The following is a 24891-nucleotide window of genomic DNA, read 5'->3' as shown; positions in this document are numbered from 1 at the left end:
AGCTCTCTATAACTATAATAGTTCAGAATAGGCCATGTAAAATTATTCCGTGAAATCCTCTCGCGCGCAGGGTTATATCACGCAGGTGATAGTGACTTCCTGTTATATCGCTGATAATAAGTTTATAACGTTAGGGTGTTAATAACAGGTAAATAGTCTTAATTATCAACCAGGAATCATCTTAGTGCGGATGATTTGCGTTAGAGCAAATCATCCGTAAGGAAGGAAAGTGATTATATGTCAACGACGTGAACGATTAATTTACTGTGTTCCAAAGACATCAGATCGCTGGCGCTAATCTTTGAATCGGTTATAACGCGTTTGATTCTCTCAACAGGGCCGATGGAGTAAGAATGTACGGCACCAAACTTTGAGCTGTCAGTCAGGACAATGGTTTCGCACTCTTTTTCCAGTACAGCATTGACCACATCGGTACGCATCATGTCGCGACCTGTAAACCCGGTTTCAGGTTGCCAGCCATCGATACCAATAAATGCCTTACTGAAATGCACCTGTTGGATACACTGACGTGTCAGAGGACCAACCATACTTTCGCTTTTTTTCTGGTACACACCGCCAAGTAAAATGACTTCACAAGGGGCGTCTTTCAATAAATGCGCTATATAGCTGCTGACCGTAATGATGGTGACATTTTTCTTTTGCTCACCCAATGTGCGGGCCAGAAGGGCATTACTGCTGCCATTCTCGATAAAGATGGTTTCTCCCGCTTGAACCAGTGAGGCGGCAAACTCAGCGAGTTCACGTTTCAGCGTATAATTATTCATCATACGGGTTTCGACATCATCGCTATCAAGCGAAACAGCAAAACCATGTGCACGGCGTAGATAGCTAAGTTTTTCGAGGGTGTTGAGATCCTGGCGGATAGTAACTTCGGAAACTCCAGTGGCTTTCGCCAGATCGGTTACGCTAACCTGACCCTGGTCAATGACCATCTGTAGAATAGTTTGTTGTCGGGAATTCATCGCTGTAATTCTTATAACGTTATAATACTCAATAAAAAATGCTGACGCGCCGGGCATCCTTAAATAGGGAAAACTGAAAGCACGATTGTTAAATCTCCCATGGTGCCTTCGGGATGTCTGGCGTAGATGCAGCAACCTGGCGCAAGAGTTCTGCTTTAAGTATCTCAAGATTATGGATCGCAGAGTGGTAATCGCCTGCCACAAGGATATCTAACACAATATCAATACGTTCGGCAACGCGCTGGGCATCAAATTCAGACATCAAGGGTATCCTTAAGGCAAAAAAGGTGAAAATAAATAATGCAAAAATTGCCGCTAAAAGAGAAGTGCTTAACGGCAAAGGTTAATTATCATTCACGAATACGATATGTAATGGAATTATATACCGTTAAATATATATATTCGTCTCTTTATGCGCGTTTCAGATAACGTTTATACCAGCGTTCAAACGCTACGGCGGGCATCGGTTTGGCAAACAAGAATCCTTGTCTCTCATTGATGCCGTTTTTGGTTAAAAAAGCATCTTCTTTTGCGCTTTCTACGCCTTCGGCAATAACCTGCAGGTTCAAGGCCTGAGCTACGGCGACAATTGCCCGTACCAGCGACTGTGAGACAGGTTGTTTGTGAATATCACGGACAAAAACCTGGTCGAGTTTAATGGCATCGATAGGAAATCGTGCCAGTTGAGAAAGGGAAGAGTAGCCAGTGCCGAAATCATCCAGGTGAACCTGTGCGCCTAATTGACTGAATTGCTGAATAACGGAAAGCGCCAGCTCGTCGTTTTCAATCAGGCAGCTTTCAGTCAGCTCGACATCAATAGGGCAATACTCAAATTTAAGTTCCTGGAGTACCTGTTTCAGGTCAGTGAAAATAGTTTGATCAGCGAGTTGGCGTGCTGAGACATTGACTGCCACCCGAAGATTGATGCCTTTATCTCGCCATTTTGCCACCTGGCGAACGACGTCAAGAATAACCCAACGACCCAGAGGCACAATCAGACCGGACTCTTCCGCATAGGAAATAAAGTCCAGTGGGGGAATTAGTCCGCGTTCGGGCGACTGCCAGCGCACCAGAGCTTCCAGACTGCGCACTTCACCGCGCCAGGTGATTTTCGGTTGATAGTGAATAACTAACTGATCGTTTTCCAGTGCTTTACGCAGGTTGGTATCCAACCACAGATATTCAAATACCCGTTGATTCATTTCCGGTGAAAAAACGCAAAATTGCCCTCGACCGCCTTCTTTGGCACTGTACATTGCCGTATCGGCGTGGCGAATAATTGCCGCACTGTCTGGGCCATGTTGCGGTGAAAGTGAAATACCGATCGAACAGCCAGTATAAACTTCGATTAAACCAATGCGAAAAGGCTGACGCAGGCGGGTCAAAATCCGCGATGCCATTGCTTCCAGGGCACTTTGTGAGGTGTTTGGTGCGAGTACCAGAAATTCATCGCCGCCAGAGCGCGCCAGTACCTGATCCGGCTCAAGACAGCTTAAAATGGCCAGTGAAACCTCGCGTAACAACTGGTCGCCAAACAAATGCCCGTAGGCATCGTTCACTTTTTTAAAATTGTCTAAATCGAGATAAACCACGCCGACTTTACTTTCATCCACCTGATTAATGGCGTGATCGATTAATTCCTGCATAGCGTTACGATTCGGCAGCCCTGTAATGCTGTCGGTGTTAGCCAGAATTCGCAAGCGCTCCTGGGCGTGGCGTTCTTCGGTGATATCGGTGCCGGAGCAGATTAAATAGATCTCATTTTTGCCGCTGCCGCTATGCACGAATTTGTTGCGAAACAGAAACAGCCGCTGGCCTTTACGCGTGGGTATCCAGATTTCTACCTCATATGCATTGCCGTTTCGAAAAAATCCACGGTTATTGCGCATGGATGCCGCAGCTTCACGACGACTCATAAACAGTTTAAACACACTTTGCCCGATGACATCGTGTTCTTTCAGCCCCGTGTACTCTTCACATAACCGGTTAAAACGCTGGATATTTCCCCGACTGTCCAGAATCACTATTGCAGAGTGGGCTTCAGAAACCACTTGTTCTGCAAAGGACAGTCCGTGTGATAAATCACGAGCTACCGCCGGTGTGTCATGCCATGCTGACGCGTTTCCACCCCATTCACGCTTATTGATTTTTCGTCCCACCAGATGAACAGAAAGATCACTCTCATCGACTGTCAGGCTCATCATCAGGCTGGAGGTGATAACCGTCATTTCCCGGATACGAGCAGCCTGTTCGGCAGATAACTGCAGAGTACGTTCAGGTTCCGTTGTTTCGGTGGCGGAAAAACGCAAAACATCACTGTTTTCCGACAACCGCCAGTATGGGTTGTGCGATCCGAGAAAGTTGTACAACGTTGTGGACTCCCTAATGGTTTTCATGATGCATACCCTCCGGTTAACAGCGGAGTCCCGCAGTTAAATGAACGGTTCATATGGCTTACATGAAATTAATGGCGGTTAAACGTATTGTTTTTTTTATATATTTATTTGTAATCCAGTTTTGGGAAAACGCCAGTTTTCAAACGGATGTCATTAAAAAAAATCTGCTGAGATAAACGAATGTGGGGGAAGGGAAAGGCAAACGGCCCATCCGTAATGAATGGGCCGTAAAAAGAGATTACGCGACAGGGCGCGCAATAATGCTGCGGGTTTCCATGCGTACTTCGGCAATGGTGACGTCGATAACGTCGGTTACTTTGTAAACTGTTTCACCTTTAATTTGTACGGTGCCGTTTTCCTGACTGCAAACCAGCTCATCGCGCACGGCGTGTAAGAACGGTGCAGGGATAAAGGCGATAGCGCCGTTATCGACCAGACGCACACGCATACCGCCCCGGCTGATATCGACGATTTCTGCCGCAAAACGGGTGTCAGTGCCCGCTTTGTCTTTCAGGAAACGCGCGTACAACCAGTCCCCGACATCACGTTCTGCCATCCGGTTGAGACGACGACGCTCTGCCATTTGGGTGGTGATCTCATCCTGCGGACGCGTCGCCGTTTCGCCTTTGATGATCGCTTTCAGCAAACGATGGTTGATCATGTCGCCATACTTGCGAATTGGTGAAGTCCAGGTGGCATACGCTTCCAGACCGAGGCCAAAGTGAGGACCCGGTTCGATGCTGATTTCCGCAAAAGACTGAAAACGGCGAATGCGGCTGTCGAGGAAGCCAGTCGGTTGCGCATCCAGCTCACGACGCAGTTTGCAGAAACCGTCCAGTGTGAGCACTTCTTCGGCATCAACATGCAGGCCATGCGTTTTCAGCAATGCTGCCAGCGCCTCGGCATTTGCCGGATCAAAGCCCATATGCACGTTATAGATACCGAAACCGAGCTTATCGCGCAGCACGCGGGCCGCACAAATGTTAGCGGCGATCATCGCTTCTTCGACAATACGGTTAGCAATACGGCGTGGTTCAGCGACGATATCCAACACTTCACCTTTTTCACCGAGAATAAAACGGTAATCCGGGCGATCTTTAAACACCAACGCATGGTTATTACGCCATTCGCCGCGACGCTGGCAAATTTGCGCTAACAGGCGGATTTGTCCGGCAATCGCATCACTTTCTGGCTGCCAGTCGCCGGTGTTTTCCAGCCAGTCGGAAACCTGGTCATAAACCAGTTTGGCTTTGGATTCGATGGTAGCGGCAAAAAATTCGATGTTGTCTTCAATGGTGCCATCAGCAGACAACGTCATCCGACATGCCAGTACCGGGCGCACTTCATTGGCACGCAGTGAGCAGAGATCGTCAGAAAGCTCGCGCGGCAGCATCGGGATGTTGAAGCCCGGCAGATAGTTGGTGAATGCGCGAATTTTCGCTGCTTTGTCCAGCTTGCTGCCTTCGGCAATCCACGCGGTTGGATCGGCAATTGCGACAATTAACTGCAGTTTGTCATCCGGTAACGCCTTCGCGAAGAGGGCATCATCCATATCTTCCGTGCTGGCACTGTCGATGGTGACAAAGTCCAGCGCGGTGAGATCTTCACGAACCAAACCCTCATCGAGCATTTCGGTGGCGACGCCATCTGGTGCTTCTTTTTCCAGATTATGGCGCGCCAGGGTTACCCACCAGGGCACGAAGTGGTCATCACCAAAAGTGATGTATTGAGTCAGGTCGGCGTAGAAAGAACGATCGCCTTTCAGCGGATGGCGGCGCATTTCGGCAACCGCCCAGTCGCCTTCTTTAAACTCATGATTCAGCCCGCGGGCAGCGCGGCAAGGAATAGCGTCTTTTAAGAGTGGATGATCAGGCACGATGGCCAGACGGTCATTCTTGCCCTGAACTTTACCCACGAAACGAGTCAGAAACGGTTCAACCAGTTCTTCTGGCTCTGCGGATTCACGATCTTTTTCACTGTGGATCACCGCGATAATTCGGTCGCCATGCATGACTTTTTTCATCTGCGGCGGCGGAATGAAATAACTTTTCTGTGCGTCGACTTCCAGGAAGCCAAAGCCTTTTTCAGTGGCTTTTACCACCCCTTCAGCGCGGGGCGTCTGGGAGTGCAGTTGCTGTTTAAGCTGCGCTAGCAGCGGGTTGTCCTGAAACATAATTGTCTATTTTGGTGGCCATTAGAGCGGCTGACAGTTTTACGCGATTCTGCCTGACGCAGCAAGGTTAATGTGTCTCACCCAACGCGATTTTTAAGCGATTTATCCAACCACAAAACCCGCTCCATACCAGCAGATTGATAACCTGCGCTGATGATGTTTCATGTTCGAGTAACGGGCTAAACTGGGCGGCGCTAAAGCGATCGGGTGCTCGTGTCAGCCATTGTATCGCCTGAACCGTGGCACGCTCAACAAAATGGCAGTCAGCCCACTGGTTTATTTCGTTTTCGCCCTGACGCAGAATGGATATTGCTTCTTTATATTCAAATGTTGAATGTATGAGAGAGGTGAAACAGGCAGCACTGCCGTTAATTCGTGCGCTGAGTAAAGCAGCAAGTTGATGGCTGGATTTTGTTGTTACCAACGAGCTGGATAACAACGCCACAAAGAGTGAAAACGAGGCAGGATGCAGATTCAGGATTGCTGCCAGTTGGCGAAGTTCAGAGCCTGGCAACAGGAGAGCATTCGTCTCTTGCTCTCCAGAGAATTTTTCCCCTTCGTAGCAGGCACGCCAGCCGGTTGATACTTCAGCAAAAAGTGAGCTGTCAGCGTAGCTTTGCACGTCCAGACCGGGTAACCAGCGTACAGGTTGTCCAAGATAAGCCTGAAAAGTCGCAATTGCTCGCGCCTGAAAACCAACAAAACCAATAATTTGATTGATAATCACACAGTCCCGGGCGGTAAGCCCGACATCGTGAAGATGCTGGCGCGATCGGTTGTCGATAATCGATGGAGAGCCGGCCAGTTGACGGGCATATTGCGTGATTTGTGCCAGACGATGATTACTTTCCCTGGAGGAGTCTGGTCCGGGAAGCGGTGTCAGACGCGCGGAATAGTAGTTGCATAAACGCTGGACGCCGCAGACCTGAGCAACGGTCAGAGCGGTCGACAGGCGTTCATAGGCGGTGAATGTCTGTAAACGGGTCGCCGCAAGCTGATTGGGAAATAGCTCTACAGCAAGAGTACGCGCCGGGATCAGCCACGAATGAAAGGGATCAAGTGTTTCTTCGTCAAGGATCACGTCGAGCAGAAAAGGATCGGTAACCTGTGCAGCTTCCGGAACCAGAGGCAGAACGTCATGTTCTGCAGTGCTGGATTGCGTTTCGTGATACCAGTGGCTTTTGCCTGAACTGTGGCGTTGTTCCATGGGCGTTCCTTGGTCATAACGGAAATCGTTATCCTGACGCAAGGCGGAGAGGGGAGAAAGACGGATCGGTGATAACAAATATCAGAAAGGTATAACAGAGAAATGGGCGGCGCAACGCCGCCCATCATTACCCACAGAACGATTATTTCAGTTCCAGCTCGTTCATTGCAGCGATGCTGAAACCGCCGTCAACGTGAACCACTTCACCGGAGATACCGGCAGAGAGATCGGAACACAGGAACGCTGCGGAGTTACCCACATCCTCAATGGTAACCGTACGACGAATCGGAGTAACCGCTTCGCAGTGTGCCAGCATTTTACGGAAGTCTTTGATGCCAGAAGCGGCCAGAGTGCGGATCGGGCCAGCAGAGATGGCGTTAACACGCACACCTTCCGGACCCATCGCGTTAGCCATATAGCGCACGTTCGCTTCCAGAGACGCTTTCGCCAGACCCATAACGTTGTAGTTCGGGATAGCGCGCTCAGCGCCCAGATAGGAAAGAGTCAGCAGGGCAGAACCCGGATTCAGCATAGAACGGCAAGCTTTTGCCATTGCAACGAAGCTGTAAGAGCTGATGTCGTGGGCAATTTTGAAGCCTTCACGAGTCACGGCGTTAACATAGTCGCCATCCAGCTGATCGCCAGGTGCAAAACCAATAGAGTGTACGAAACCGTCAAATTTCGGCCAGACTTTACCCAGTTCTGCGAACATGGTGTCGATGCTGGCATCTTCGGCAACATCGCACTGCAGAACGATGCTGGAACCTAATTGAGCGGCAAATTCTTCTACGCGGCCTTTCAGTTTATCGTTCTGGTAGGTGAATGCCAGTTCAGCTCCTTCGCGGTGCATCGCCTGAGCGATACCGTAGGCGATGGACAGTTTACTGGCAACACCGGTTACCAGAATGCGCTTACCGGAAAGAAAACCCATAGCTTTAATCCTTATTGTTGATGCTTGTTGTGCCTGAAAATCAGGCGATTCGTCGTTTTAGTAAACAGTACGAACAGATAAACGGTTATTATAATCAACCTGGCTGTGGGTGGCTATAGTTGCGCTTTCTGTACGGGGGAGAAGCTACAGTACAGAACATTTTGTTCTATCTGATCCTGACATCTTCAGGGGCAGGTTATGGGAATATCTCATAGAATCTGGCGACAACACGTCGCTGCCTTTCTCTGATGAACTGACATCAACGTAATATTTCAACCATCTTCACAGAATCTCCACAATCTCTTCATTATCAGAATATGCATCATGAATAAGATAAAAATACTTTCCATTACTTTGGAGAAACGTATAATTAGCCAAAATGAGAATGATCATTCTCACTAAGTGGAAGGCCAGGAGACAGAAATGACTAGCAAGCTGGAGATACGTCACAAACAGCGCCAGGATGAAATCATCAACGCCGCCCGTCGGTGTTTTCATCGCTGCGGTTTTCATGCCGCCAGTATGTCGCAAATTGCCAGCGAAGCTCAGCTTAGCGTCGGGCAGATCTACCGTTACTTCGCCAATAAAGACGCCATTATTGAAGAGATGGTTCGCCGTATCATCGACTTTCGTATTGCTCAGATGGACATTGACGCGCGTACCGATCGCTTCCCGGAAGTCCTTGCCTTGCGGAAATCCTTAAATGAAGACGACGACGCGTTGATGCTGGAAGTGGCTGCAGAAGCAACACGCAACCCGCGGGTGATGGCAATGCTCGAGGAAGCTGACGCCAGAATGTTCGCTAACGGTTGTGCGCATATGAAAAGAATGCATCCCCATCTTAGCGATGAGCACATTCGTTGTTGCGTTGAGGTGCTCGCCACTATGATGGAAGGTACGGTTTATCGTCGTTTAACACCGCAAAAAAGCGATCCACAACGTCTGCAGGAAATATATCAGGATATTATTAGTATGTTGATAAATAAATAAGAACAGAATTAACCGATAGCGGGGGATATTAATCCCCCTTATTTCATTGCGAAATTTATTTCGCGATGCGGGTTCGTTATATCTGAATATCCCTGACATATCCTCATTAATTTTAATGAGGAGGGTATTGTTCACCCTGGAGAAAATAATGAAGTATATAGCAACGTCTGTAGTGGCAATGCTGCTCTTATCTGGTTGTGATAATACGCAAAATAACAATTCATCCCCGTCGGAAACAGAGGTGGGCGTTGTTACGCTCAAATCTCAACCGGTTTCTGTAGTCAGTGAATTAACCGGGCGCACCAGTGCGGCACTCAGTGCTGAAGTACGTCCGCAGGTTGGGGGAATTATCCAGAAACGCTTGTTTAAGGAAGGTGATCTGGTTAAGGCCGGACAGCCGCTCTACCAGATTGATTCGGCCAGTTATCGGGCGGCATGGAATGAAGCCCGTGCTGCGTTGCAACAGGCGCAGGCACTGGTAAAAGCCGATTGCCAGAAAGCGCAGCGTTATGCCCGACTGGTGAAAGATAGCGGCGTGTCACAACAGGATGCTGATGATGCTCAGTCTACCTGTGCACAAGATAAAGCCAGTGTAGAAGCGAAAAAAGCTGCACTGGAAACCGCGCGAATTAATCTTGACTGGACCACGGTCACCGCGCCGATTTCCGGGCGCATAGGCATTTCGTCGGTGACGCCTGGCGCACTGGTAACCGCGTCGCAGGATACGGCGTTAACGACTATTCGTGGTCTGGAAACGATGTACGTTGATCTCACTCGCTCCAGTGTCGATTTACTGCGTCTGCGCAAACAGTCGCTGGCAACCAACAGCGATACCATGAGCGTCTCACTTATCCTGGAAGATGGTACAACGTATAGCGAAAAAGGTCGGCTGGAACTCACCGAAGTGGCCGTTGATGAATCTACCGGTTCGGTGACATTACGGGCGATTTTCCCTAATCCACAGCAGCAGTTGTTACCGGGTATGTTTGTTCGCGCTCGTGTCGATGAAGGCGTGATGGAAAACGCTATTCTCGCGCCGCAACAAGGTGTTACGCGTGATGCTAAAGGTAATGCTACCGCGCTGGTGGTGAATAAAGACAATAAAGTAGAGCAGCGCACGCTCGAAACGGGAGAAACCTACGGTGATAAATGGCTGGTGTTGAACGGCCTGCACAACGGTGACCGACTGATTGTCGAAGGTTCCGCCAAAGTAACTTCAGGGCAGACCGTCAAGGCCGTTGAGGTTCAGGCTAATGGAGGCAATGCCTGATGTTTTCGCGTTTTTTTGTTCGCAGACCCGTCTTTGCCTGGGTTATCGCCATTTTGATTATGTTGGCGGGGATTCTGGCCATTCGCACATTACCCGTCGCGCAATATCCTGATGTTGCGCCGCCGACCATCAGAATTTCAGCTACTTATACCGGTGCTTCTGCCGAAACGCTGGAAAACAGCGTAACTCAGGTTATCGAACAACAACTTACCGGGCTGGATAATTTGCTCTACTTCAGTTCCACCAGTAGTTCGGATGGCTCAGTCAGTATTAATGTGACGTTTGAACAAGGCACTGACCCTGATACCGCGCAGGTGCAGGTACAAAATAAAATACAGCAGGCGGAGTCACGTTTACCGAGCGAAGTACAGCAAACCGGTGTCACGGTGGAGAAATCACAAAGCAACTTTTTGCTGATTGCTGCCGTATATGACACTACCGACAAAGCGACCAGTTCCGATATTGCTGACTGGCTGGTGAGTAATCTTCAGGACCCGCTGGCGCGTGTTGAAGGCGTAGGGAGTCTGCAAGTTTTTGGGGCTGAATATGCGATGCGCATCTGGCTTGATCCAGCCAAACTGGCCTCATACTCGCTGATGCCATCCGATGTACAAAGTGCAATTGAAGCGCAAAACGTGCAAGTTACTGCCGGGAAAATCGGTGCTTTACCGTCATCGAACACGCAACAATTGACGGCAACAGTTCGTGCTCAGTCACGCCTGCAAACCGTTGAGCAATTTAAAAATATTATTGTTAAAAGCCAGTCAGACGGCGCGGTTGTTCGCATCAAGGATGTGGCTCGCGTTGAGATGGGTAGCGAAGATTATAACGCCATCAGTAAGTTGAACGGTCATCCGGCCGCAGGGGTAGCCGTGATGCTCTCACCGGGAGCGAATGCGTTAAACACGGCGACGCTGGTAAAGGATAAAATCGCAGAATTTCAGCGCAACATGCCACAGGGATACGACATCGCTTACCCAAAAGACAGCACTGAATTTATTAAAATCTCCGTAGAGGACGTAATTCAGACGCTGTTTGAAGCCATCGTACTGGTGGTTTGTGTGATGTATTTATTCCTGCAAAACTTGCGCGCTACGCTGATCCCGGCGTTAGCCGTGCCGGTCGTCTTGCTGGGGACGTTTGGCGTTCTTGCGTTGTTTGGCTATTCGATTAATACCCTGACGTTATTTGCAATGGTACTGGCGATCGGCCTGTTGGTGGACGATGCCATTGTAGTGGTGGAGAACGTCGAACGTATTATGCGTGACGAAGGACTGCCTGCGCGTGAAGCAACGGAAAAATCAATGGGCGAAATTTCTGGCGCTCTGGTTGCTATTGCTCTGGTACTGTCTGCCGTATTTCTGCCAATGGCGTTCTTTGGGGGATCTACGGGGGTAATTTATCGTCAGTTTTCGATAACCATTATTTCCGCCATGCTGCTTTCCGTGGTGGCCGCATTAACGCTGACTCCTGCGCTTTGTGGTTCTGTCCTCCATCATGTTCCACCGCATAAAAAAGGTTTTTTCGGCGCATTCAACCGCTTTTACCGTCGTACTGAAGAAAAGTACCAGCATGGCGTCCTTTATGTTTTGCGTCGTGCGGTGCGGGCTATGGGTGTCTATGTCGTGCTGGGCGGTGGAATGGCTCTGATGATGTGGAAACTGCCGGGCAGTTTCTTACCCACTGAAGACCAGGGCGAAATCATGGTGCAGTACACGCTGCCAGCCGGAGCGACCGCAGCTCGTACAGCAGAAGTAAACCGCCAGATTGTTGACTGGTTCCTGGTAAACGAAAAAGCAAACACTGATGTCATTTTTACCGTTGATGGTTTTAGTTTTAGTGGTAGCGGGCAGAACACCGGGATGGCGTTTGTCTCGTTGAAAAACTGGTCACAACGTAAGGGTGCAGAAAATACCGCCCAGGCCATTGCCTTACGGGCAACCAAAGAGTTGGGGGCAATTCGTGATGCTACGGTATTTGCCATGACTCCACCTGCGGTTGATGGTCTGGGGCATAGCAATGGCTTTACGTTTGAATTAATGGCAAGTGGTGCTACTGACCGTGAAACCTTACTTCAAATGCGTAACAAGTTGATTGAACAGGCTAATCAAAGCCTCGAGCTGATTTCTGTACGTGCCAATGACCTGCCGCAAATGCCGCAATTGCAGGTAGATATTGATAACAATAAAGCTGTATCGCTGGGTTTGAGTTTAAGTGATGTCACCGATACGCTGGCCAGCGCGTGGGGCGGTACTTATGTGAATGACTTTATTGACCGTGGCCGTGTGAAAAAAGTCTACATTCAGGGCGACAGTGAGTTTCGTTCTGCGCCGTCAGACTTAGGGAAATGGTTTGTGCGCGGTAGCGATAACGCCATAACGCCATTCTCTGCTTTTGCTACTACGCGCTGGATCTATGGCCCGGAAAAACTGGTGCGTTACAACGGCTCCGCGGCTTATGAAATTCAGGGGGAAAACGCGAGTGGTTTTAGTTCTGGCGACGCGATGGCAAAAATGGAAGCTCTGGCAAACAACCTTCCGGCAGGGACAACCTGGGCCTGGAGTGGCTTGTCATTGCAGGAGAAACTGGCCAGCGGTCAGGCACTGAGTCTGTATGCGGTCTCTATTCTGGTGGTTTTCCTCTGCCTTGCAGCACTGTACGAAAGTTGGTCAGTTCCGTTCTCGGTCATTCTGGTGATCCCGCTGGGGCTGCTCGGTGCGGCGCTGGCGGCCTGGATGCGTGATTTAAACAACGACGTTTACTTCCAGGTGGCGCTATTAACCACTATCGGTTTGTCGTCGAAAAACGCCATTCTGATTGTGGAATTTGCCGAAGCGGCGGTTGCTGAGGGCTATTCCCTGAGTCGTGCGGCATTACGCGCGGCGCAGACCCGTTTACGTCCAATCATCATGACCTCGCTGGCGTTTATTGCGGGGGTTATGCCGCTGGCGATGGCGACCGGTGCAGGTGCGAACAGCCGCATCGCCATTGGTACGGGCATTATTGGCGGTACGCTGACCGCTACATTACTGGCCATCTTCTTCGTTCCTCTGTTTTTTGTGCTGGTTAAACGTTTGTTTGCCGGTAAACCGCGCCGTCAGGAGTAAGTTATGTTGCGTCGTTCTCTAATTTTTCTGGTGCTGTTGAGTGCGGGATGTGTCTCGCTCGATCCCCACTACAGCACGCCCGAATCCCCAATCCCGGCGAGCTTGCCGGGAGCACAGGGGCAGGGGAAGGCAATCAGCCATGACTGGCAACAGGTGATCCACGATCCCCGATTGCAGCAAGTGGTGACCATTGCACTGAACAGTAACCGCGATGTGCAAAAAGCGATTGCTGATATTGACTCAGCGCGGGCGCTCTATGGGCAAACTAATGCGTCGTTATTCCCGACGGTGAATGCAACCTTAAGTTCGACCCGCAGTCGTTCGCTGGCGAATGGCACGGGGACCACTGCTGAGGCTGACGGTACGGTGTCCAGTTTTACGTTAGATCTGTTTGGTCGTAATCAGAGTTTGTCACGGGCGGCGCGAGAAACCTGGCTTGCCAGTGAATTTACAGCCCAGAACACCCGTTTAACGCTGATTGCCGAAATCAGCACCGCCTGGCTGACCCTGGCGGCCGATAACAGCAACCTGGCTCTGGCAAAAGAAACGATGGCCAGCGCAGAGAACTCATTGAAAATTATCCAGCGCCAGCAGCAGGTTGGCACGGCGGCAGCGACAGATGTCAGCGAGGCGATGAGTATCTATCAGCAGGCGCGCGCCAGCGTTGCCAGCTATCAGACGCAAGTGATGCAGGATAAAAATGCCCTGAACTTACTGGCGGGTACAACACTTACGGAAAATCTGCTACCGGGAACACTGGAAAGCCTGCCGGAGCAGATGATAAGCCTGGTTCCTGCGGGAGTGTCATCTGACGTTTTGCTGCGTCGCCCGGATATCCAGGAAGCGGAACATAATCTGAAGAGCGCCAATGCTGATATTGGTGCCGCGCGGGCTAACTTTTTCCCGACGATTTCGCTGACTGCAAGTGCTGGCGTCGGCAGCGACGCATTATCGTCGCTGTTCAGCCACGGAATGCAGGTCTGGTCATTTGCGCCCTCGGTAACATTACCGCTGTTCACCGGCGGTAGTAATCTGGCGCAGCTTCGTTACGCAGAAGCACAAAAGCGCGGGCTTATTGCCACCTATGAGAAAACCGTTCAGAGCGCTTTCAAAGATGTTGCTGACGCGCTGGCTCGTAGAGCAACAGTTGAAGAACAACTGGATGCACAGCGTCAGTATGTTAAAGCTGAACAACAAACGGTCGATATTGGCCTGCGCCGCTATCAGGCCGGTGTCGGTGATTACCTGACCGTGTTGACGGCACAACGCACTTTGTGGAGCGCACAGCAGGCGTTACTGGCATTGCAACTGACTGATTTCACAAACCGGGTAACACTCTGGCAGTCGCTGGGCGGCGGCATGTCATCACTTAAGTAAGGAATAGTATGGCTAGAGTCTCTCTTTTATGGGCATTGATTCTTGGTCTTTTAGCCGGTATCGGCCCGATGTGTACTGACCTTTATTTGCCCGCATTACCTGAGATGTCGGAGCAACTGGCGACAACCACGACCATAACGCAATTGACGTTGACCGCGTCACTAATCGGTCTTGGCGTAGGGCAACTGTTATTTGGCCCTCTGAGCGACAAAATAGGGCGTAAACGCCCGTTAATCTTGTCGTTACTATTGTTTATTGTCTCCTCCATTTTGTGCGCGACAACTAACAATATTTACTGGCTGGTGGTCTGGCGTTTTATTCAGGGGATCGCGGGGGCAGGTGGTTCGGTGCTCTCTCGTTCTATTGCTCGTGACAAATATCAGGGGGTAACGCTGACCCAGTTCTTTGCACTGTTAATGACGGTGAATGGCCTGGCTCCGGTATTGTCGCCAGTGCTGGGAGGTTACATTGTCAGCACCTTTGACTGGCGCACTTTATTCTGGGTAATGGCTGAAATTAGCACCGTACTGTTGCTGGGCTGTCTGTTATTTATCCATGAGACATTGCCAGAAAATAAAAGGGGCTCATCATTACTATTAACCGGACGAAGTGTGGTGCAGAACCGCCGTTTCATGCGTTTTTGCCTGATTCAAAGTTTTATGCTGGCTGGCTTGTTTGCGTACATCGGTTCTTCGTCTTTCGTATTACAGAAAGAATTTGGCTTTAGCCCAATGCAATTCAGCCTGGTGTTTGGCCTTAACGGCATCGGGCTTATCATCGCTTCATGGGTCTTCTCACGACTGGCCCGACGACTTAACCCGATGAAATTGTTGAGAGGCGGCCTGGTAGCGGCGATTCTGTGTGCATTGCTCACTGTCTTATGTGCATGGTTGCAGTTACCCATTCCGGCACTGGTGGCATTATTTTTCACCATCGCATTTTGTAGCGGCATAGGCACTGTTGGTGGGGCTGAGGCAATGAGTGCTGTAGGGACGCAAGAATCAGGAACGGCATCTGCGCTGATGGGGATGAGTATGTTTGTCTTTGGCGGTATAGCTGCGCCGTTATCGGGAGTAGGTGGGGAAACTCTGTTAAAAATGAGTCTGGCGATTACGGTGTGTTACACGTTGGCATTGCTGGTTGCTCTCACCAGAATCGACAGTCAGAAGTAATGGATTAATGAATGCCTCATTCTGACGGGGATTTCCCCCTGTCAGAATGAGGCGCCGAAGATTAACGATCTTTGCGCCACGCATCTGCCGTCAACGCTTCGCCAAAGTGCCCGGAAATGAGCCGCTTGGTGAGTTCATGTAGCGGCGATGCCAGCACGTCAGCCGTACTGCCGCGCTCGACCACTTCGCCCTGATGCATGACCAGAACCTGGTCGCTGATATGCTTCATCATCCCGATGTGTTGGGTAACATAAATATAAGAAATGCCCTGTTTTTCTTGTAACTCCAGCATCAGGTTAATCAACTGCGAACGCATCGACATATCCAGCGAGGCGAGAGCTTCATCCGCGATAATGACTTTAGGGCGCAATATTAGTGCGCGAGCCAGACCCAGACGCTGTTTTTGCCCTGGTGCCAACATATGCGGATAGTAACTGACGTGATCCGGCAGCAGTCCGACCATACGCATCGTTTCAATAATCTGTTTGCGCCGCTGCTCAGGCTCGAGGTCAGTGTTCAGGCGCAGCGGAAAATCCAGGATCTGCGAGATACGCTGACGTGGATTCAACGAGGTCGACGGGTCCTGAAAGATCATGCGAATCCGCTGGCTGCGGAAAGAGTAATCGCCAAAATGCAGCGGATGATCGTCAATCAATAACTCACCGCTGGTTGGCTCAATCATTCCCGCCAGCATTTTCGCCAGCGTCGATTTTCCGGAACCGTTCTCGCCAATAATCGCCAGCGTCTGGCGTTCACGCAGCGTAAAGCTCAAGGGTTTTACGGCTTCTACGGTCTGACGACGAAACCAGCCGGTTCGGTAGCGGAACGTTTTGCTTAAATTACGCACTTCGAGCAGGGTTTCTATCATCTCACTCTTTCTCCATGTTCAGCGGGAAATGACAGGCATAGAGATGATTTTTCGCCCCCGTCAAACGCGGCGTCACAATACATTCTCGTTGTGCATACGGGCAACGTGGTCCCAGACGACAGCCAATCGGTAATTGTTCCAGCAGAGGGATGGCACCGGGCAGCGTATTGAGGCGACTTTTATGCGGCATCGCGCTGCCGAAGTCCGGTATCGCGCGGATCAACGCCTGGGTATAAGGATGATGCGGCATCGTCACCAGCTCCTTACTTGGCGCGGATTCCACCGTTTGGCCACAGTAAAGCACGTTAATTTTATCCGCCCATTGGCTAAGCATTTGTAAGTCATGGCTGATAAGCAAAATGGTGGTGTTACTGTTCTGATTCAGACGCGTCAGCAGGCGAAAAATTTGCGCCTGGGTGGTTGGCTCCATCGAGTTTGTCGGTTCGTCAGCTATCAGCAGACGTGGTTGATTTGCCAGCGCGATGGCAATCATCACTTTCTGGCATTCACCTTCGGTTAACTCATACGGAAAGCTGCGCATCGCATCTTTGTGATCTTTAATCCCCACACGGTGCAGCAGCTCAATGGCACGGCGTTTGCGCCAGCCAAAACGCTGCCACCAACGCCCTTTGTAGGTCCAGGCCGGGATGTTTTGCATCAACTGACGACCCACACGTTCAGAAGGGTCGAGACACGATTGCGGTTCCTGAAAGATCATCGATACATTGTGCCCAACCAGCTTGCGCCGTTCGCGCGCGGAGAGACGCAACAGATCGATATCATCAAAACGCATACGGTCAGCGGTAACACGCCAGTTATCTTTATTAACGCCACAAATCGCTTTCGCAATCAAACTTTTGCCGGAGCCAGACTCGCCAACAAGGCCACGGATTTCACCTTCGGTTAAGGTCATACTCACGCGGTCAACGGCTTTAACCCACTCATCACCGGTTTTAAATTCAATGGTCAGGTTACGAATATCCAGTAACGGCATTATTCCACCCCCGCAATAATCGCACGACGTACACCATCGCCAAGGAGGTTAACCAACAACACGCTGATCATAATTGCCGCTCCCGGCAGCATCACGGTCCACGGGGCGACATAAATCAGCTCCAGTGCATCGCCAAGCATCGCTCCCCATTCAGGCGAGGGGAGTTGCGCGCCGAGATCGAGAAAGCCCAGCGCGGCGATATCAAGAATTGCCATCGACAGTGCGCGGGTGATCTCTGTGACCAGTCCGGCGGTAATGTTCGGCAACACGGCAAACCAGAGAATATTCAGCGTCGTTGCGCCATCCAGACGGGCAGCAATAACGTACTCTTTTTCCAGCTCATCATGCACCATGCTGTAGACCGAACGCACCATACGCGGCAGTAACGCCAGCCAGACGGCAAACATTGCGTGCGACAAACTCGGCCCGGCAAACGCGACGACGATAATCGCCAGCAGCAGGGACGGGATCGCCAGTAAAGTATCCAGAATATGGTTAAGCACCGCTGACCGTAAACCATGCGTAGCACCGGCGAAGGTGCCGAGCACAAGACCACAGATTGTCGCGGCAAGCGTCACCACAAATGCGCCGCCGACGGTAGGCGCAGCACCGCTCAGTAAACGGCTTAAAACATCGCGACCAAGGTCATCGGTGCCGAGGAAAAAAGAGACTTCTCCGTAGCGCGACCATGACGGCGGCAACAATTGATAACCGAGAAATTGCTGGTCGATGTCGTAAGGCGCAAACCAGCCGCCAAAAATACACAACACAGCCAGCCCCGCGCAGCCGTACAGGCCGACCATTGCAGCGGCATCACCATAGAATTTGCGCCAGGCGGTACGCAGCGTGCCGGGCGGGCGCTTCTCGCTGTATACGCTATCGTAAGGCATACCATTCCTTATGTTTCAGAGGGTTAGCCATGGCACCCAAAATATCAGAAATCACGTTAACAATAATGACCAGTGAACCGCAGACCATCACTCCGGCGGAAATGGCTGCGTAATCCTGCTGGCGGATGGCGTTAATTAACCAGCGGCCAAGTCCAGGCCAGCTAAAGACCATTTCGGTGATCATCGCCAGTGTCAGCATGGTGGAGAACTGTAATCCCAGGCGAGGGATGACAGGAGGTAACGCGTTATGTAACACGTGGCGACGCAAAATAGTAAAGCGCGACAAACCGCGGGTTGCCGCTGCTTTCACATAGTTCTGGTCATACACTTCGATGGTGCTGATACGCATCAGACGGATCACTTCGGTAGTCGGTGCAACCGACAGGGTGATGACTGGCAATACCATATGACGCATTGCGCTCATGATCATTTCATCCCGCCACGGTGAGTCCGAAAGCCAGGCATCAATCAACGCAAAACCGGTAATCGGTTTCACTTCGTAGAGCAGATCGAAACGCCCTGAAACGGGCAGCCAGCCTAATGTAAGCGAACAAAACAGCGTCAACAGAAGTGCCAGCCAGAAAACAGGGATTGAAAAGCCCAATAACGCGATGGCGTTGATCAAATTATCCTGCCACTTATGGCGTGTAATTCCGGCAATCATCCCCACGGGGATCCCAACAATCAGCGCAAAACCGAAGGCGAGAATGCACAGCTCCATCGTCGCCGGGAAGACCTCTTTTAACTGCTCGGCAATCGGCTGACCGTTAATGCTGGAAACGCCAAAATCCCAGTGGATCAGGCCGTTAAACCAGAACACCCATGCATTCCACAGCGACGCGCCTTGTAACGGCGCATGTGGCGTGAAATAGCTCAAACTGAAGCCAACAAAGGTCAGCAGGAACAAGGTCACGATCAATAACAAAACGCGGCGTAAGGTGAAGATAATCATGGTTTTTTCACCTCATTTTGCTTTTCGCGGTACACCCCTGCGAAGGAGGCGTTACCAAACGGGCTAAGAACCAGCCCTTTGATATCGTAACGGTAGGCCTGCAAGCGCAGTGACGAGGCCAGCGGCAGAATGGGCAACTCCTGCGCCAGAATACTTTGCGCTTCGTCATAGGCTTCAATACGCGCAGCCAGTTGCTGCGAGGAGAGCGCCTTACGCAATACGCTGTCAAATTTCGGATCGCACCAGTGGGCAAGGTTGGTCTGGGAGTGAATGGCCGCACAGCTCAGTAACGGACGGAAGAAACTGTCCGGATCATTACTGTCCGTCGCCCAACCGGATAACGTCAGATCATGGCTCATATCCATCAATCGCGCCTCCTGAAAACGACCTTCTACCGGTACAATCACCACTTTCACGCCGACCTGCGCCATATCCGCCTGAATGAGTTCGGCGGTCTTCAGCGGGCTGGGGTTCCACGCCTGTGAGCGCGTCGGCACCCACAGTTTCAGCGTTAAGTTTTCCAGCCCCAACGCCTTCAACTGTTCGCGTGATTTCGCTGGATTGTATTCGGTAATTTTAGCCTCGTTGTCATAAGCCCACGAGGCGCGCGGTAAAATTGAGGCCGCAGTTTCAGCCGTACCGTAATAGATAGATTGCATCAGGCGCTGGTTATTGATCGACAACGCCAGCGCGTGGCGGACTGCTGGATTATTTAGCGGCGGTTTGGCGGTGTTAAACGCCAGATAGGCAACGTTCATCCCCGGACGCAGCGTTAAACGCAAACGCGGGTCATCGCGCAAAATAGATAGCTGACTGGCAGCGGGCCAGGCCAGAACGTCACATTCACCGGTCAAGAGTTTCGACAGCCGTCCGGTGCCGCCAGAGCCTAAATCCACCACCACCTGCGGCATCAACGGCTTGCCTCGCCAGAATTCATCATGACGTTGTAAGCGAATATATTGCCCCGTGCGATTTTCCGACAGTTTATACGGTCCGGTGCCGACGGGCTGGCGGTCGAGTTGCTCCTGGCGATCTTCTTGCTCTAACTTCTGGGCGTATTCGGCAGACATTACCGACGCATAGTGGGTTGCCAGGTGCCATAAAAAGGAGGCGTCAGGCTGGGACAGACGGAACTCAACGGTGTGATTATCCAGCTTGCGGACGCTTTTAACGTTGTCGGCAAATTGCAGACTGTCGAAATAGGGGAAGTTGCTACCGTTGACGTTATGCCACGGGTTGCTGCGGTCAAAAACTCGCTGGAAGGTAAACACCACATCATCGGCATTCATTTTGCGTGTGGGAGTAAACCAGGCCGTTTTTTGAAACGGGACATCGCGGCGCAGGTGGAAGCGATAGGTCGCGCCGTTGTCGAGCACTTCCCAGCTTTCGGCAAGTTCCGGCATCAGACGATAGGTATAAGGATCGACATCCAGCAGTCGATCATAAAACTGGGCGGCAAGGGTATCGACAATTAACCCACTGCTCGCTTTGGATGGGTTAAAGGTGTTGACTTGTCCGCTGACGCAATAGACAAAACCGCTGTCGCGGATATCAGCGTGCGGGGCGGGTTCAGGCGCGGCTATTGCCTGACCACTCACAAGTCCAGCAATCACCAAAAGAGACGATAATACCTGGCGCATAATATTAAGGAATTTTATGTAAAGAGGCTATCTTACTAATATTTAATGACATTTGCCATTACCGTTTGTGTTCAGGGGTCGTAATGAGGGCCGTGTGGTTGGTCGTTGAACAGGTGGCGTCGCCATCTGTTCAACATTCGTCCCCATGATTTCTTTATAACTATAACTCACAGAACAACTTAGCGAGGTGCAGACAGGCGCGATCGTGAGACTGACTGCAGATTGCTGACAAGGTGTGTCTCATTTTTAGCCGGATGCGGTACGGCCTACAATCCTGGCCGGGCGTCCACTATTAAATGATTACTCATTACCCCATTGATTCAAGAACTCTGCGATCTCATCAATGTGCGCGGGATTAATCCCTGCTTCAGCGGCCATTTCATGCTGGGCTTCTTCGCTGATCTCTTCATTGTTCATCAAACGGGTGAGCAGTAACTGGAAGTAGTGGGCCAGCGCCGTGCGCTCAGATTCTGCGACAGATTTTGCGCATTCGCTCGCGTATTCATCGGCAATATCGAAATATTTCAGTGGGATATCGTGGTTCATGGTTTACCCTGGGGTTAATGCGTTAAGCATAGGGGCGGATGATAGCACTCGTGATCCGGGTCATACATCTTTTTATAGATAACGGCGCTGCGCACCGCCAGTGCGCCAGGCTGCGTCTGGCGAAACCCGTATCATGCACTAGCTGACAGTATATTGAATTTAAACGGTTTTGTTGGTCGAACAGGACGTTTACGCCGCATCCGGCAAGTGACATTGCCTAACCCCGCTAAATCTGGTGCTTTTTCAACAATGCTCGGAACTGATGATAGGTTAATCCCAGTAATTCAGCCGCGCGTTTCTGGTTATATTTCCCCTGTTGCAAACTGAGCTGAAGTAACTCTTTTTCCTGCAGCATCTGAAATTCGCGCAAATCCACCGGCAACGCCGGAAGTGATGTCGTTTCTGAAACGGCGATAGCTTCTTCCGGTGGACGCTGTTTAAAGGGATCAATAATGATGTCATCAAGCGGATAATCGCTGGTGCCGTGGCGATACACCGAACGTTCCACCACGTTTTTCAATTCACGAATATTTCCCGGCCAGCGATAATTTAGCAGCGTTTCTCTGGCGCGTTCCGTAAAACCCGGGAATAGAGGCAGTTTGATTTCCCGACACATCTGGATGGCAAAGTGTTCCGCCATCAGCATAATATCGCCTTCACGCTCACGCAGCGGCGGCAGTTGCACCACGTCGAAAGCCAGACGGTCGAGCAGGTCGGCGCGAAAAGTGCCTTCATTGACCATCGCCGGAAGGTCGGCGTTCGTGGCACATACCAGCCGCACATTGACCTGTAATGGCTGACTACCGCCGACGCGTTCCAGTTCACCATACTCGATCACGCGCAACAATTTTTCCTGCACCATCATCGGTGCCGTAGCGAGTTCATCAAGAAACAACGTGCCGCCGTCTGCGCGTTCAAATCGTCCCGGATGACGTTTTTGCGCGCCGGTAAACGCGCCAGCTTCATGGCCAAACAGTTCGGAATCCAGCAGATTTTCATTTAACGCCGCGCAGTTAAGAGAAATAAACGGCCCTTGCCAACGCGAAGAAAGGTAGTGCAGGCGGCTGGCGATCAACTCTTTACCGGTGCCGCGCTCGCCAATAATCAACACTGGTTTGTCCAGCGGCGCGAGATGCGAAACCTGTTCCAGCACTTCGAGAAAGCTGTTCGCTTCACCGAGTAAGTTATCTTTGTATTCAGCCATGATGAAATTCGCCACTTGTTAGTGTAATTCGCTAATTCATCCTGGCATGTTGCTGTTGAATCTTCAATCAGATCTTTATAAATCAAAAAGATAAAAATTGGCACGCAAATTGTATTAACAGTTCAGCAGGACAATCCTGAACAAAGAAATCAAGAGGACAACATTATGGGTATTTTTTCTCGCTTTGCCGACATCGTGAATGCCAACATCAACGCCCTTTTAGAGAAGGCGGAAGACCCGCAGAAACTGGTGCGTCTGATGATCCAGGAGATGGAAGACACTTTGGTTGAAGTGCGTTCTACTTCGGCGCGTGCGCTGGCGGAAAAGAAACAACTGACTCGCCGGATTGAACAAGCGTCGGCTCGTGAAGTTGAGTGGCAGGAAAAAGCCGAACTGGCACTGCTGAAAGAGAGAGAAGATCTTGCGCGTGCAGCGTTAATTGAAAAACAGAAACTGACCGATCTGATTAAGTCCCTGGAACATGAAGTGACGTTGGTGGACGATACGCTGGCGCGCATGAAGAAAGAGATAGGCGAACTGGAAAACAAGTTGAGCGAAACCCGCGCTCGCCAGCAGGCATTAATGCTGCGTCATCAGGCGGCGAATTCGTCGCGCGATGTGCGCCGTCAGTTGGATAGCGGAAAACTTGATGAAGCGATGGCGCGTTTCGAATCTTTCGAACGTCGTATCGACCAGATGGAAGCAGAAGCAGAAAGCCACAGCTTTGGTAAACAACGATCGCTGGATGAGCAATTTGCTGAACTGAAAGCCGATGACGCAATCAGCGAGCAACTGGCGCAATTAAAAGCCAAAATGAAGCAAGATAATCAATAATAACACCCCAGGCGGCGTCTGAACGCGCCGCCGCTCATCGTCTAAGGAGTACTTATGAGCGCGCTATTTCTGGCTATTCCGTTAACCATTTTTGTGCTGTTTGTTTTGCCTATCTGGTTATGGCTGCATTACAGCAACCGCTCCAGCCGTGGTGAATTGTCGCAAAGTGAACAGCAGCGATTAGCGCAACTGGCAGATGAGGCAAAACGGATGCGTGAGCGTATTCAGGCGCTGGAGTCCATTCTTGATGCTGAACATCCGAACTGGAGGGATCGCTAATGGCGGGTATTAATCTCAATAAAAAATTATGGCGCATCCCACAACAGGGCATGGTGCGTGGTGTCTGCGCAGGGATTGCCAATTATTTTGATGTGCCCGTAAAACTGGTGCGTATTCTCGTGGTGCTGTCGATATTCTTCGGCCTGGCGCTGTTTACCCTGGTCGCTTACATCATCTTGTCATTTGCCCTTGACCCGATGCCGGACAACATGGCGTTTGGTGAACAGCAACCTTCCAGTAGCGAACTGCTGGATGAAGTCGACCGTGAACTGGCGGCCAGCGAAACGCGTTTACGCGAGATGGAACGTTATGTCACTTCCGACACTTTCTCGCTACGTAGTCGTTTCCGTCAACTGTGAGGAAAGTTATGAATACTCGCTGGCAACATGCCGGGCAAAAGGTAAAGCCTGGTTTCAAATTAGCAGGCAAGCTGGTACTTCTTACCGCACTGCGCTACGGCCCGGCGGGCGTTGCTGGTTGGGCGATAAAATCTGTTGCTCGTCGGCCGCTGAAAATGTTGCTGGCTGTGGCGCTGGAACCGCTGTTAAGTCGGGCCGCTAATAAACTGGCACAGCGCTATAAAAGGTGAGGGGAGTTTCGCAAAAATTGTTAAATCTCAGGCGTATAATGGATAGCAATTTTCATCCATAGAAGGACGCTTACATGTTTAAAAAAGGGTTACTAGCGCTGACGCTGGCGTTTTCACTGCCTGTTTTTGCCGCTGAACACTGGATCGATGTTCGTATTCCAGAACAGTATCAGCAAGAGCACGTTCAGGGAGCCATCAATATTCCCCTGAAGGAAGTGAAAGAGCGTATTGCCACCGCCGTTCCGGATAAAAACGACACCGTTAAAGTGTATTGCAACGCAGGGCGTCAGTCCGGACAGGCAAAAGAAATCCTCAGCGAAATGGGGTACACCCACGTTGAAAACGCCGGTGGTCTTAAAGATATTGAGATGCCGAAGGTCAAAGGTTAAAAGAATTACTCATTGAGCGGTGTAAATAACACCGCTTATTTATTTGATAAATCAAAATTAACCCACATTATTACCTCCAGCATCTCATCCTTTCTACAGC

At 50.7% G+C, this 24891-nt stretch carries 25 protein-coding genes; 12 read left to right on the top strand and 13 right to left on the bottom strand.

Going from position 1 to position 24891, the window contains the following annotated elements; translation table 11 throughout:
- Positions 1-233: 233 nt before the first annotated feature.
- Complete coding sequence (locus A1WG_RS01175) at positions 234-983, bottom strand: DNA-binding transcriptional regulator YciT (RefSeq protein WP_001088603.1); 750 nt, start codon at positions 981-983, stop codon at positions 234-236.
- A gap of 88 nt (positions 984-1071) precedes the next feature.
- Positions 1072-1245, bottom strand: coding sequence for a YciZ family protein (yciZ, locus tag A1WG_RS01180; protein ID WP_001288366.1), 174 nt, complete (start codon positions 1243-1245; stop codon positions 1072-1074).
- A gap of 38 nt (positions 1246-1283) precedes the next feature.
- Between yciZ and A1WG_RS25040 the strand changes: the two genes are divergently transcribed.
- On the top strand, positions 1284-1412 hold the full coding sequence (locus A1WG_RS25040) for a hypothetical protein (RefSeq protein ID WP_214678595.1): 129 nt from the start codon (positions 1284-1286) through the stop codon (positions 1410-1412).
- Here the strand turns inward: A1WG_RS25040 and pdeR are convergent.
- Entirely contained in the window at positions 1394-3379 is a 1986-nt protein-coding gene (gene pdeR, locus A1WG_RS01185; RefSeq protein ID WP_000849463.1) for a cyclic di-GMP phosphodiesterase, read from the bottom strand. The genes A1WG_RS25040 and pdeR overlap by 19 nt on opposite strands.
- Positions 3380-3432: 53 nt before the next feature.
- Here pdeR and A1WG_RS0122555 point away from each other — a divergent pair, with 53 nt between their 5' ends.
- The gene (locus tag A1WG_RS0122555; protein ID WP_000323866.1) at positions 3433-3555 is read left to right on the top strand and encodes a hypothetical protein; all 123 of its coding nucleotides are present in this window, start codon (positions 3433-3435) and stop codon (positions 3553-3555) included.
- Positions 3556-3617: 62 nt separating this feature from the next.
- Here the strand turns inward: A1WG_RS0122555 and rnb are convergent, their stop codons facing one another.
- The 3 genes from rnb to fabI all read right to left on the bottom strand — a co-directional run bounded on the left by rnb (position 3618) and on the right by fabI (position 7690).
- Positions 3618-5552, bottom strand: coding sequence for an exoribonuclease II (rnb, locus tag A1WG_RS01190; protein ID WP_001516485.1), 1935 nt, complete (start codon positions 5550-5552; stop codon positions 3618-3620).
- A 67-nt stretch (positions 5553-5619) separates the two neighbouring features.
- Positions 5620-6759 carry a CMD domain-containing protein gene (locus A1WG_RS01195; protein WP_001516484.1) on the bottom strand — a complete coding sequence of 380 codons (1140 nt, stop codon included), beginning with the start codon at positions 6757-6759 and terminating at the stop codon, positions 5620-5622.
- A 142-nt stretch (positions 6760-6901) separates the two neighbouring features.
- Complete coding sequence (gene fabI, locus A1WG_RS01200; RefSeq protein ID WP_000506507.1) at positions 6902-7690, bottom strand: enoyl-ACP reductase FabI; 789 nt, start codon at positions 7688-7690, stop codon at positions 6902-6904.
- A gap of 423 nt (positions 7691-8113) precedes the next feature.
- Between fabI and A1WG_RS01205 the strand changes: the two genes are divergently transcribed.
- The 5 genes from A1WG_RS01205 (at position 8114) to A1WG_RS01225 (ending at position 15606) form a co-directional block, all read left to right on the top strand.
- Positions 8114-8680: a TetR/AcrR family transcriptional regulator gene (locus tag A1WG_RS01205; RefSeq protein WP_000202112.1), complete on the top strand. Its 567-nt coding sequence runs from the start codon at positions 8114-8116 to the stop codon at positions 8678-8680.
- Between the two features lie 148 nt (positions 8681-8828).
- Positions 8829-9950, top strand: coding sequence for an efflux RND transporter periplasmic adaptor subunit (locus A1WG_RS01210; RefSeq protein WP_001516483.1), 1122 nt, complete (start codon positions 8829-8831; stop codon positions 9948-9950).
- Positions 9950-13057 (top strand): efflux RND transporter permease subunit, encoded by a 3108-nt coding sequence (locus A1WG_RS01215; RefSeq protein WP_001516482.1) that lies wholly within the window; start codon positions 9950-9952, stop codon positions 13055-13057. The genes A1WG_RS01210 and A1WG_RS01215 overlap by 1 nt, the downstream gene beginning before the upstream one ends.
- A 3-nt stretch (positions 13058-13060) precedes the next feature.
- Complete coding sequence (locus tag A1WG_RS01220; RefSeq protein ID WP_000946209.1) at positions 13061-14434, top strand: efflux transporter outer membrane subunit; 1374 nt, start codon at positions 13061-13063, stop codon at positions 14432-14434.
- Between the two features lie 8 nt (positions 14435-14442).
- The gene (locus A1WG_RS01225; RefSeq protein ID WP_000135008.1) at positions 14443-15606 is read left to right on the top strand and encodes a multidrug effflux MFS transporter; all 1164 of its coding nucleotides are present in this window, start codon (positions 14443-14445) and stop codon (positions 15604-15606) included.
- A 61-nt stretch (positions 15607-15667) separates the two neighbouring features.
- Here A1WG_RS01225 and sapF read toward each other — a convergent pair whose 3' ends face one another.
- The 7 genes from sapF to pspF all read right to left on the bottom strand — a co-directional run bounded on the left by sapF (position 15668) and on the right by pspF (position 22700).
- The gene (gene sapF / locus A1WG_RS01230; RefSeq protein ID WP_000573415.1) at positions 15668-16474 is read right to left on the bottom strand and encodes a peptide ABC transporter ATP-binding protein SapF; all 807 of its coding nucleotides are present in this window, start codon (positions 16472-16474) and stop codon (positions 15668-15670) included.
- Position 16475: 1 nt separating this feature from the next.
- Entirely contained in the window at positions 16476-17468 is a 993-nt protein-coding gene (gene sapD / locus A1WG_RS01235; protein ID WP_001128856.1) for a peptide ABC transporter ATP-binding protein SapD, read from the bottom strand.
- Positions 17468-18358: a peptide ABC transporter permease SapC gene (sapC, locus tag A1WG_RS01240; protein WP_001146144.1), complete on the bottom strand. Its 891-nt coding sequence runs from the start codon at positions 18356-18358 to the stop codon at positions 17468-17470. The genes sapD and sapC overlap by 1 nt, the downstream gene beginning before the upstream one ends.
- Positions 18345-19310 carry a putrescine export ABC transporter permease SapB gene (gene sapB / locus A1WG_RS01245; RefSeq protein WP_001516481.1) on the bottom strand — a complete coding sequence of 322 codons (966 nt, stop codon included), beginning with the start codon at positions 19308-19310 and terminating at the stop codon, positions 18345-18347. Before sapB ends, sapC begins: the two co-directional genes overlap by 14 nt.
- Positions 19307-20950 carry an ABC transporter substrate-binding protein SapA gene (gene sapA / locus A1WG_RS01250; RefSeq protein WP_001516480.1) on the bottom strand — a complete coding sequence of 548 codons (1644 nt, stop codon included), beginning with the start codon at positions 20948-20950 and terminating at the stop codon, positions 19307-19309. Before sapA ends, sapB begins: the two co-directional genes overlap by 4 nt.
- 300 nt (positions 20951-21250) lie before the next feature.
- Positions 21251-21496 carry a YmjA family protein gene (locus tag A1WG_RS01255; protein ID WP_001015094.1) on the bottom strand — a complete coding sequence of 82 codons (246 nt, stop codon included), beginning with the start codon at positions 21494-21496 and terminating at the stop codon, positions 21251-21253.
- Positions 21497-21722: 226 nt separating this feature from the next.
- Positions 21723-22700, bottom strand: a complete 978-nt coding sequence (gene pspF, locus A1WG_RS01260; protein ID WP_001516479.1) for a phage shock protein operon transcriptional activator — start codon at positions 22698-22700, stop codon at positions 21723-21725.
- Between the two features lie 165 nt (positions 22701-22865).
- Between pspF and pspA the strand changes: the two genes are divergently transcribed.
- The 5 genes from pspA (at position 22866) to pspE (ending at position 24791) form a co-directional block, all read left to right on the top strand.
- Positions 22866-23534, top strand: a complete 669-nt coding sequence (gene pspA / locus A1WG_RS01265; RefSeq protein ID WP_000511027.1) for a phage shock protein PspA — start codon at positions 22866-22868, stop codon at positions 23532-23534.
- A 54-nt stretch (positions 23535-23588) separates the two neighbouring features.
- Positions 23589-23813, top strand: coding sequence for an envelope stress response membrane protein PspB (pspB, locus tag A1WG_RS01270; RefSeq protein WP_001274965.1), 225 nt, complete (start codon positions 23589-23591; stop codon positions 23811-23813).
- A complete protein-coding gene (pspC, locus tag A1WG_RS01275) occupies positions 23813-24172 on the top strand; it encodes an envelope stress response membrane protein PspC (RefSeq protein WP_001516478.1) in 360 nt (119 codons plus the stop codon). Before pspB ends, pspC begins: the two co-directional genes overlap by 1 nt.
- A gap of 8 nt (positions 24173-24180) precedes the next feature.
- On the top strand, positions 24181-24402 hold the full coding sequence (pspD, locus tag A1WG_RS01280; RefSeq protein WP_001516477.1) for a phage shock protein PspD: 222 nt from the start codon (positions 24181-24183) through the stop codon (positions 24400-24402).
- Positions 24403-24476: 74 nt separating this feature from the next.
- Positions 24477-24791 (top strand): thiosulfate sulfurtransferase PspE, encoded by a 315-nt coding sequence (gene pspE / locus A1WG_RS01285; RefSeq protein ID WP_000473116.1) that lies wholly within the window; start codon positions 24477-24479, stop codon positions 24789-24791.
- The last annotated feature ends 100 nt before the right edge of the window (positions 24792-24891 follow it).

Source organism: Escherichia sp. KTE96 (assembly GCF_000408525.1).
In the GTDB taxonomy this organism is placed as follows: Bacteria; Pseudomonadota; Gammaproteobacteria; order Enterobacterales; family Enterobacteriaceae; genus Escherichia; species Escherichia marmotae.
This window is presented reverse-complemented; position numbering and strand designations above follow the sequence as displayed.

What these genes read in the sequence shown, in the direction of transcription:
- A1WG_RS01175 (WP_001088603.1), bottom strand. Translation starts at nt 983, where the DNA reads ATGAATTCCCGACAACAAACTATTCTACAGATGGTCATTGACCAGGGT.
- yciZ (WP_001288366.1), bottom strand. Translation starts at nt 1,245, where the DNA reads ATGTCTGAATTTGATGCCCAGCGCGTTGCCGAACGTATTGATATTGTG.
- A1WG_RS25040 (WP_214678595.1), top strand. Translation starts at nt 1,284, where the DNA reads ATGCAAAAATTGCCGCTAAAAGAGAAGTGCTTAACGGCAAAGGTTAAT.
- pdeR (WP_000849463.1), bottom strand. Translation starts at nt 3,379, where the DNA reads ATGAAAACCATTAGGGAGTCCACAACGTTGTACAACTTTCTCGGATCG.
- A1WG_RS0122555 (WP_000323866.1), top strand. Translation starts at nt 3,433, where the DNA reads ATGGCTTACATGAAATTAATGGCGGTTAAACGTATTGTTTTTTTTATA.
- rnb (WP_001516485.1), bottom strand. Translation starts at nt 5,552, where the DNA reads ATGTTTCAGGACAACCCGCTGCTAGCGCAGCTTAAACAGCAACTGCAC.
- A1WG_RS01195 (WP_001516484.1), bottom strand. Translation starts at nt 6,759, where the DNA reads ATGGAACAACGCCACAGTTCAGGCAAAAGCCACTGGTATCACGAAACG.
- fabI (WP_000506507.1), bottom strand. Translation starts at nt 7,690, where the DNA reads ATGGGTTTTCTTTCCGGTAAGCGCATTCTGGTAACCGGTGTTGCCAGT.
- A1WG_RS01205 (WP_000202112.1), top strand. Translation starts at nt 8,114, where the DNA reads ATGACTAGCAAGCTGGAGATACGTCACAAACAGCGCCAGGATGAAATC.
- A1WG_RS01210 (WP_001516483.1), top strand. Translation starts at nt 8,829, where the DNA reads ATGAAGTATATAGCAACGTCTGTAGTGGCAATGCTGCTCTTATCTGGT.
- A1WG_RS01215 (WP_001516482.1), top strand. Translation starts at nt 9,950, where the DNA reads ATGTTTTCGCGTTTTTTTGTTCGCAGACCCGTCTTTGCCTGGGTTATC.
- A1WG_RS01220 (WP_000946209.1), top strand. Translation starts at nt 13,061, where the DNA reads ATGTTGCGTCGTTCTCTAATTTTTCTGGTGCTGTTGAGTGCGGGATGT.
- A1WG_RS01225 (WP_000135008.1), top strand. Translation starts at nt 14,443, where the DNA reads ATGGCTAGAGTCTCTCTTTTATGGGCATTGATTCTTGGTCTTTTAGCC.
- sapF (WP_000573415.1), bottom strand. Translation starts at nt 16,474, where the DNA reads ATGATAGAAACCCTGCTCGAAGTGCGTAATTTAAGCAAAACGTTCCGC.
- sapD (WP_001128856.1), bottom strand. Translation starts at nt 17,468, where the DNA reads ATGCCGTTACTGGATATTCGTAACCTGACCATTGAATTTAAAACCGGT.
- sapC (WP_001146144.1), bottom strand. Translation starts at nt 18,358, where the DNA reads ATGCCTTACGATAGCGTATACAGCGAGAAGCGCCCGCCCGGCACGCTG.
- sapB (WP_001516481.1), bottom strand. Translation starts at nt 19,310, where the DNA reads ATGATTATCTTCACCTTACGCCGCGTTTTGTTATTGATCGTGACCTTG.
- sapA (WP_001516480.1), bottom strand. Translation starts at nt 20,950, where the DNA reads ATGCGCCAGGTATTATCGTCTCTTTTGGTGATTGCTGGACTTGTGAGT.
- A1WG_RS01255 (WP_001015094.1), bottom strand. Translation starts at nt 21,496, where the DNA reads ATGAACCACGATATCCCACTGAAATATTTCGATATTGCCGATGAATAC.
- pspF (WP_001516479.1), bottom strand. Translation starts at nt 22,700, where the DNA reads ATGGCTGAATACAAAGATAACTTACTCGGTGAAGCGAACAGCTTTCTC.
- pspA (WP_000511027.1), top strand. Translation starts at nt 22,866, where the DNA reads ATGGGTATTTTTTCTCGCTTTGCCGACATCGTGAATGCCAACATCAAC.
- pspB (WP_001274965.1), top strand. Translation starts at nt 23,589, where the DNA reads ATGAGCGCGCTATTTCTGGCTATTCCGTTAACCATTTTTGTGCTGTTT.
- pspC (WP_001516478.1), top strand. Translation starts at nt 23,813, where the DNA reads ATGGCGGGTATTAATCTCAATAAAAAATTATGGCGCATCCCACAACAG.
- pspD (WP_001516477.1), top strand. Translation starts at nt 24,181, where the DNA reads ATGAATACTCGCTGGCAACATGCCGGGCAAAAGGTAAAGCCTGGTTTC.
- pspE (WP_000473116.1), top strand. Translation starts at nt 24,477, where the DNA reads ATGTTTAAAAAAGGGTTACTAGCGCTGACGCTGGCGTTTTCACTGCCT.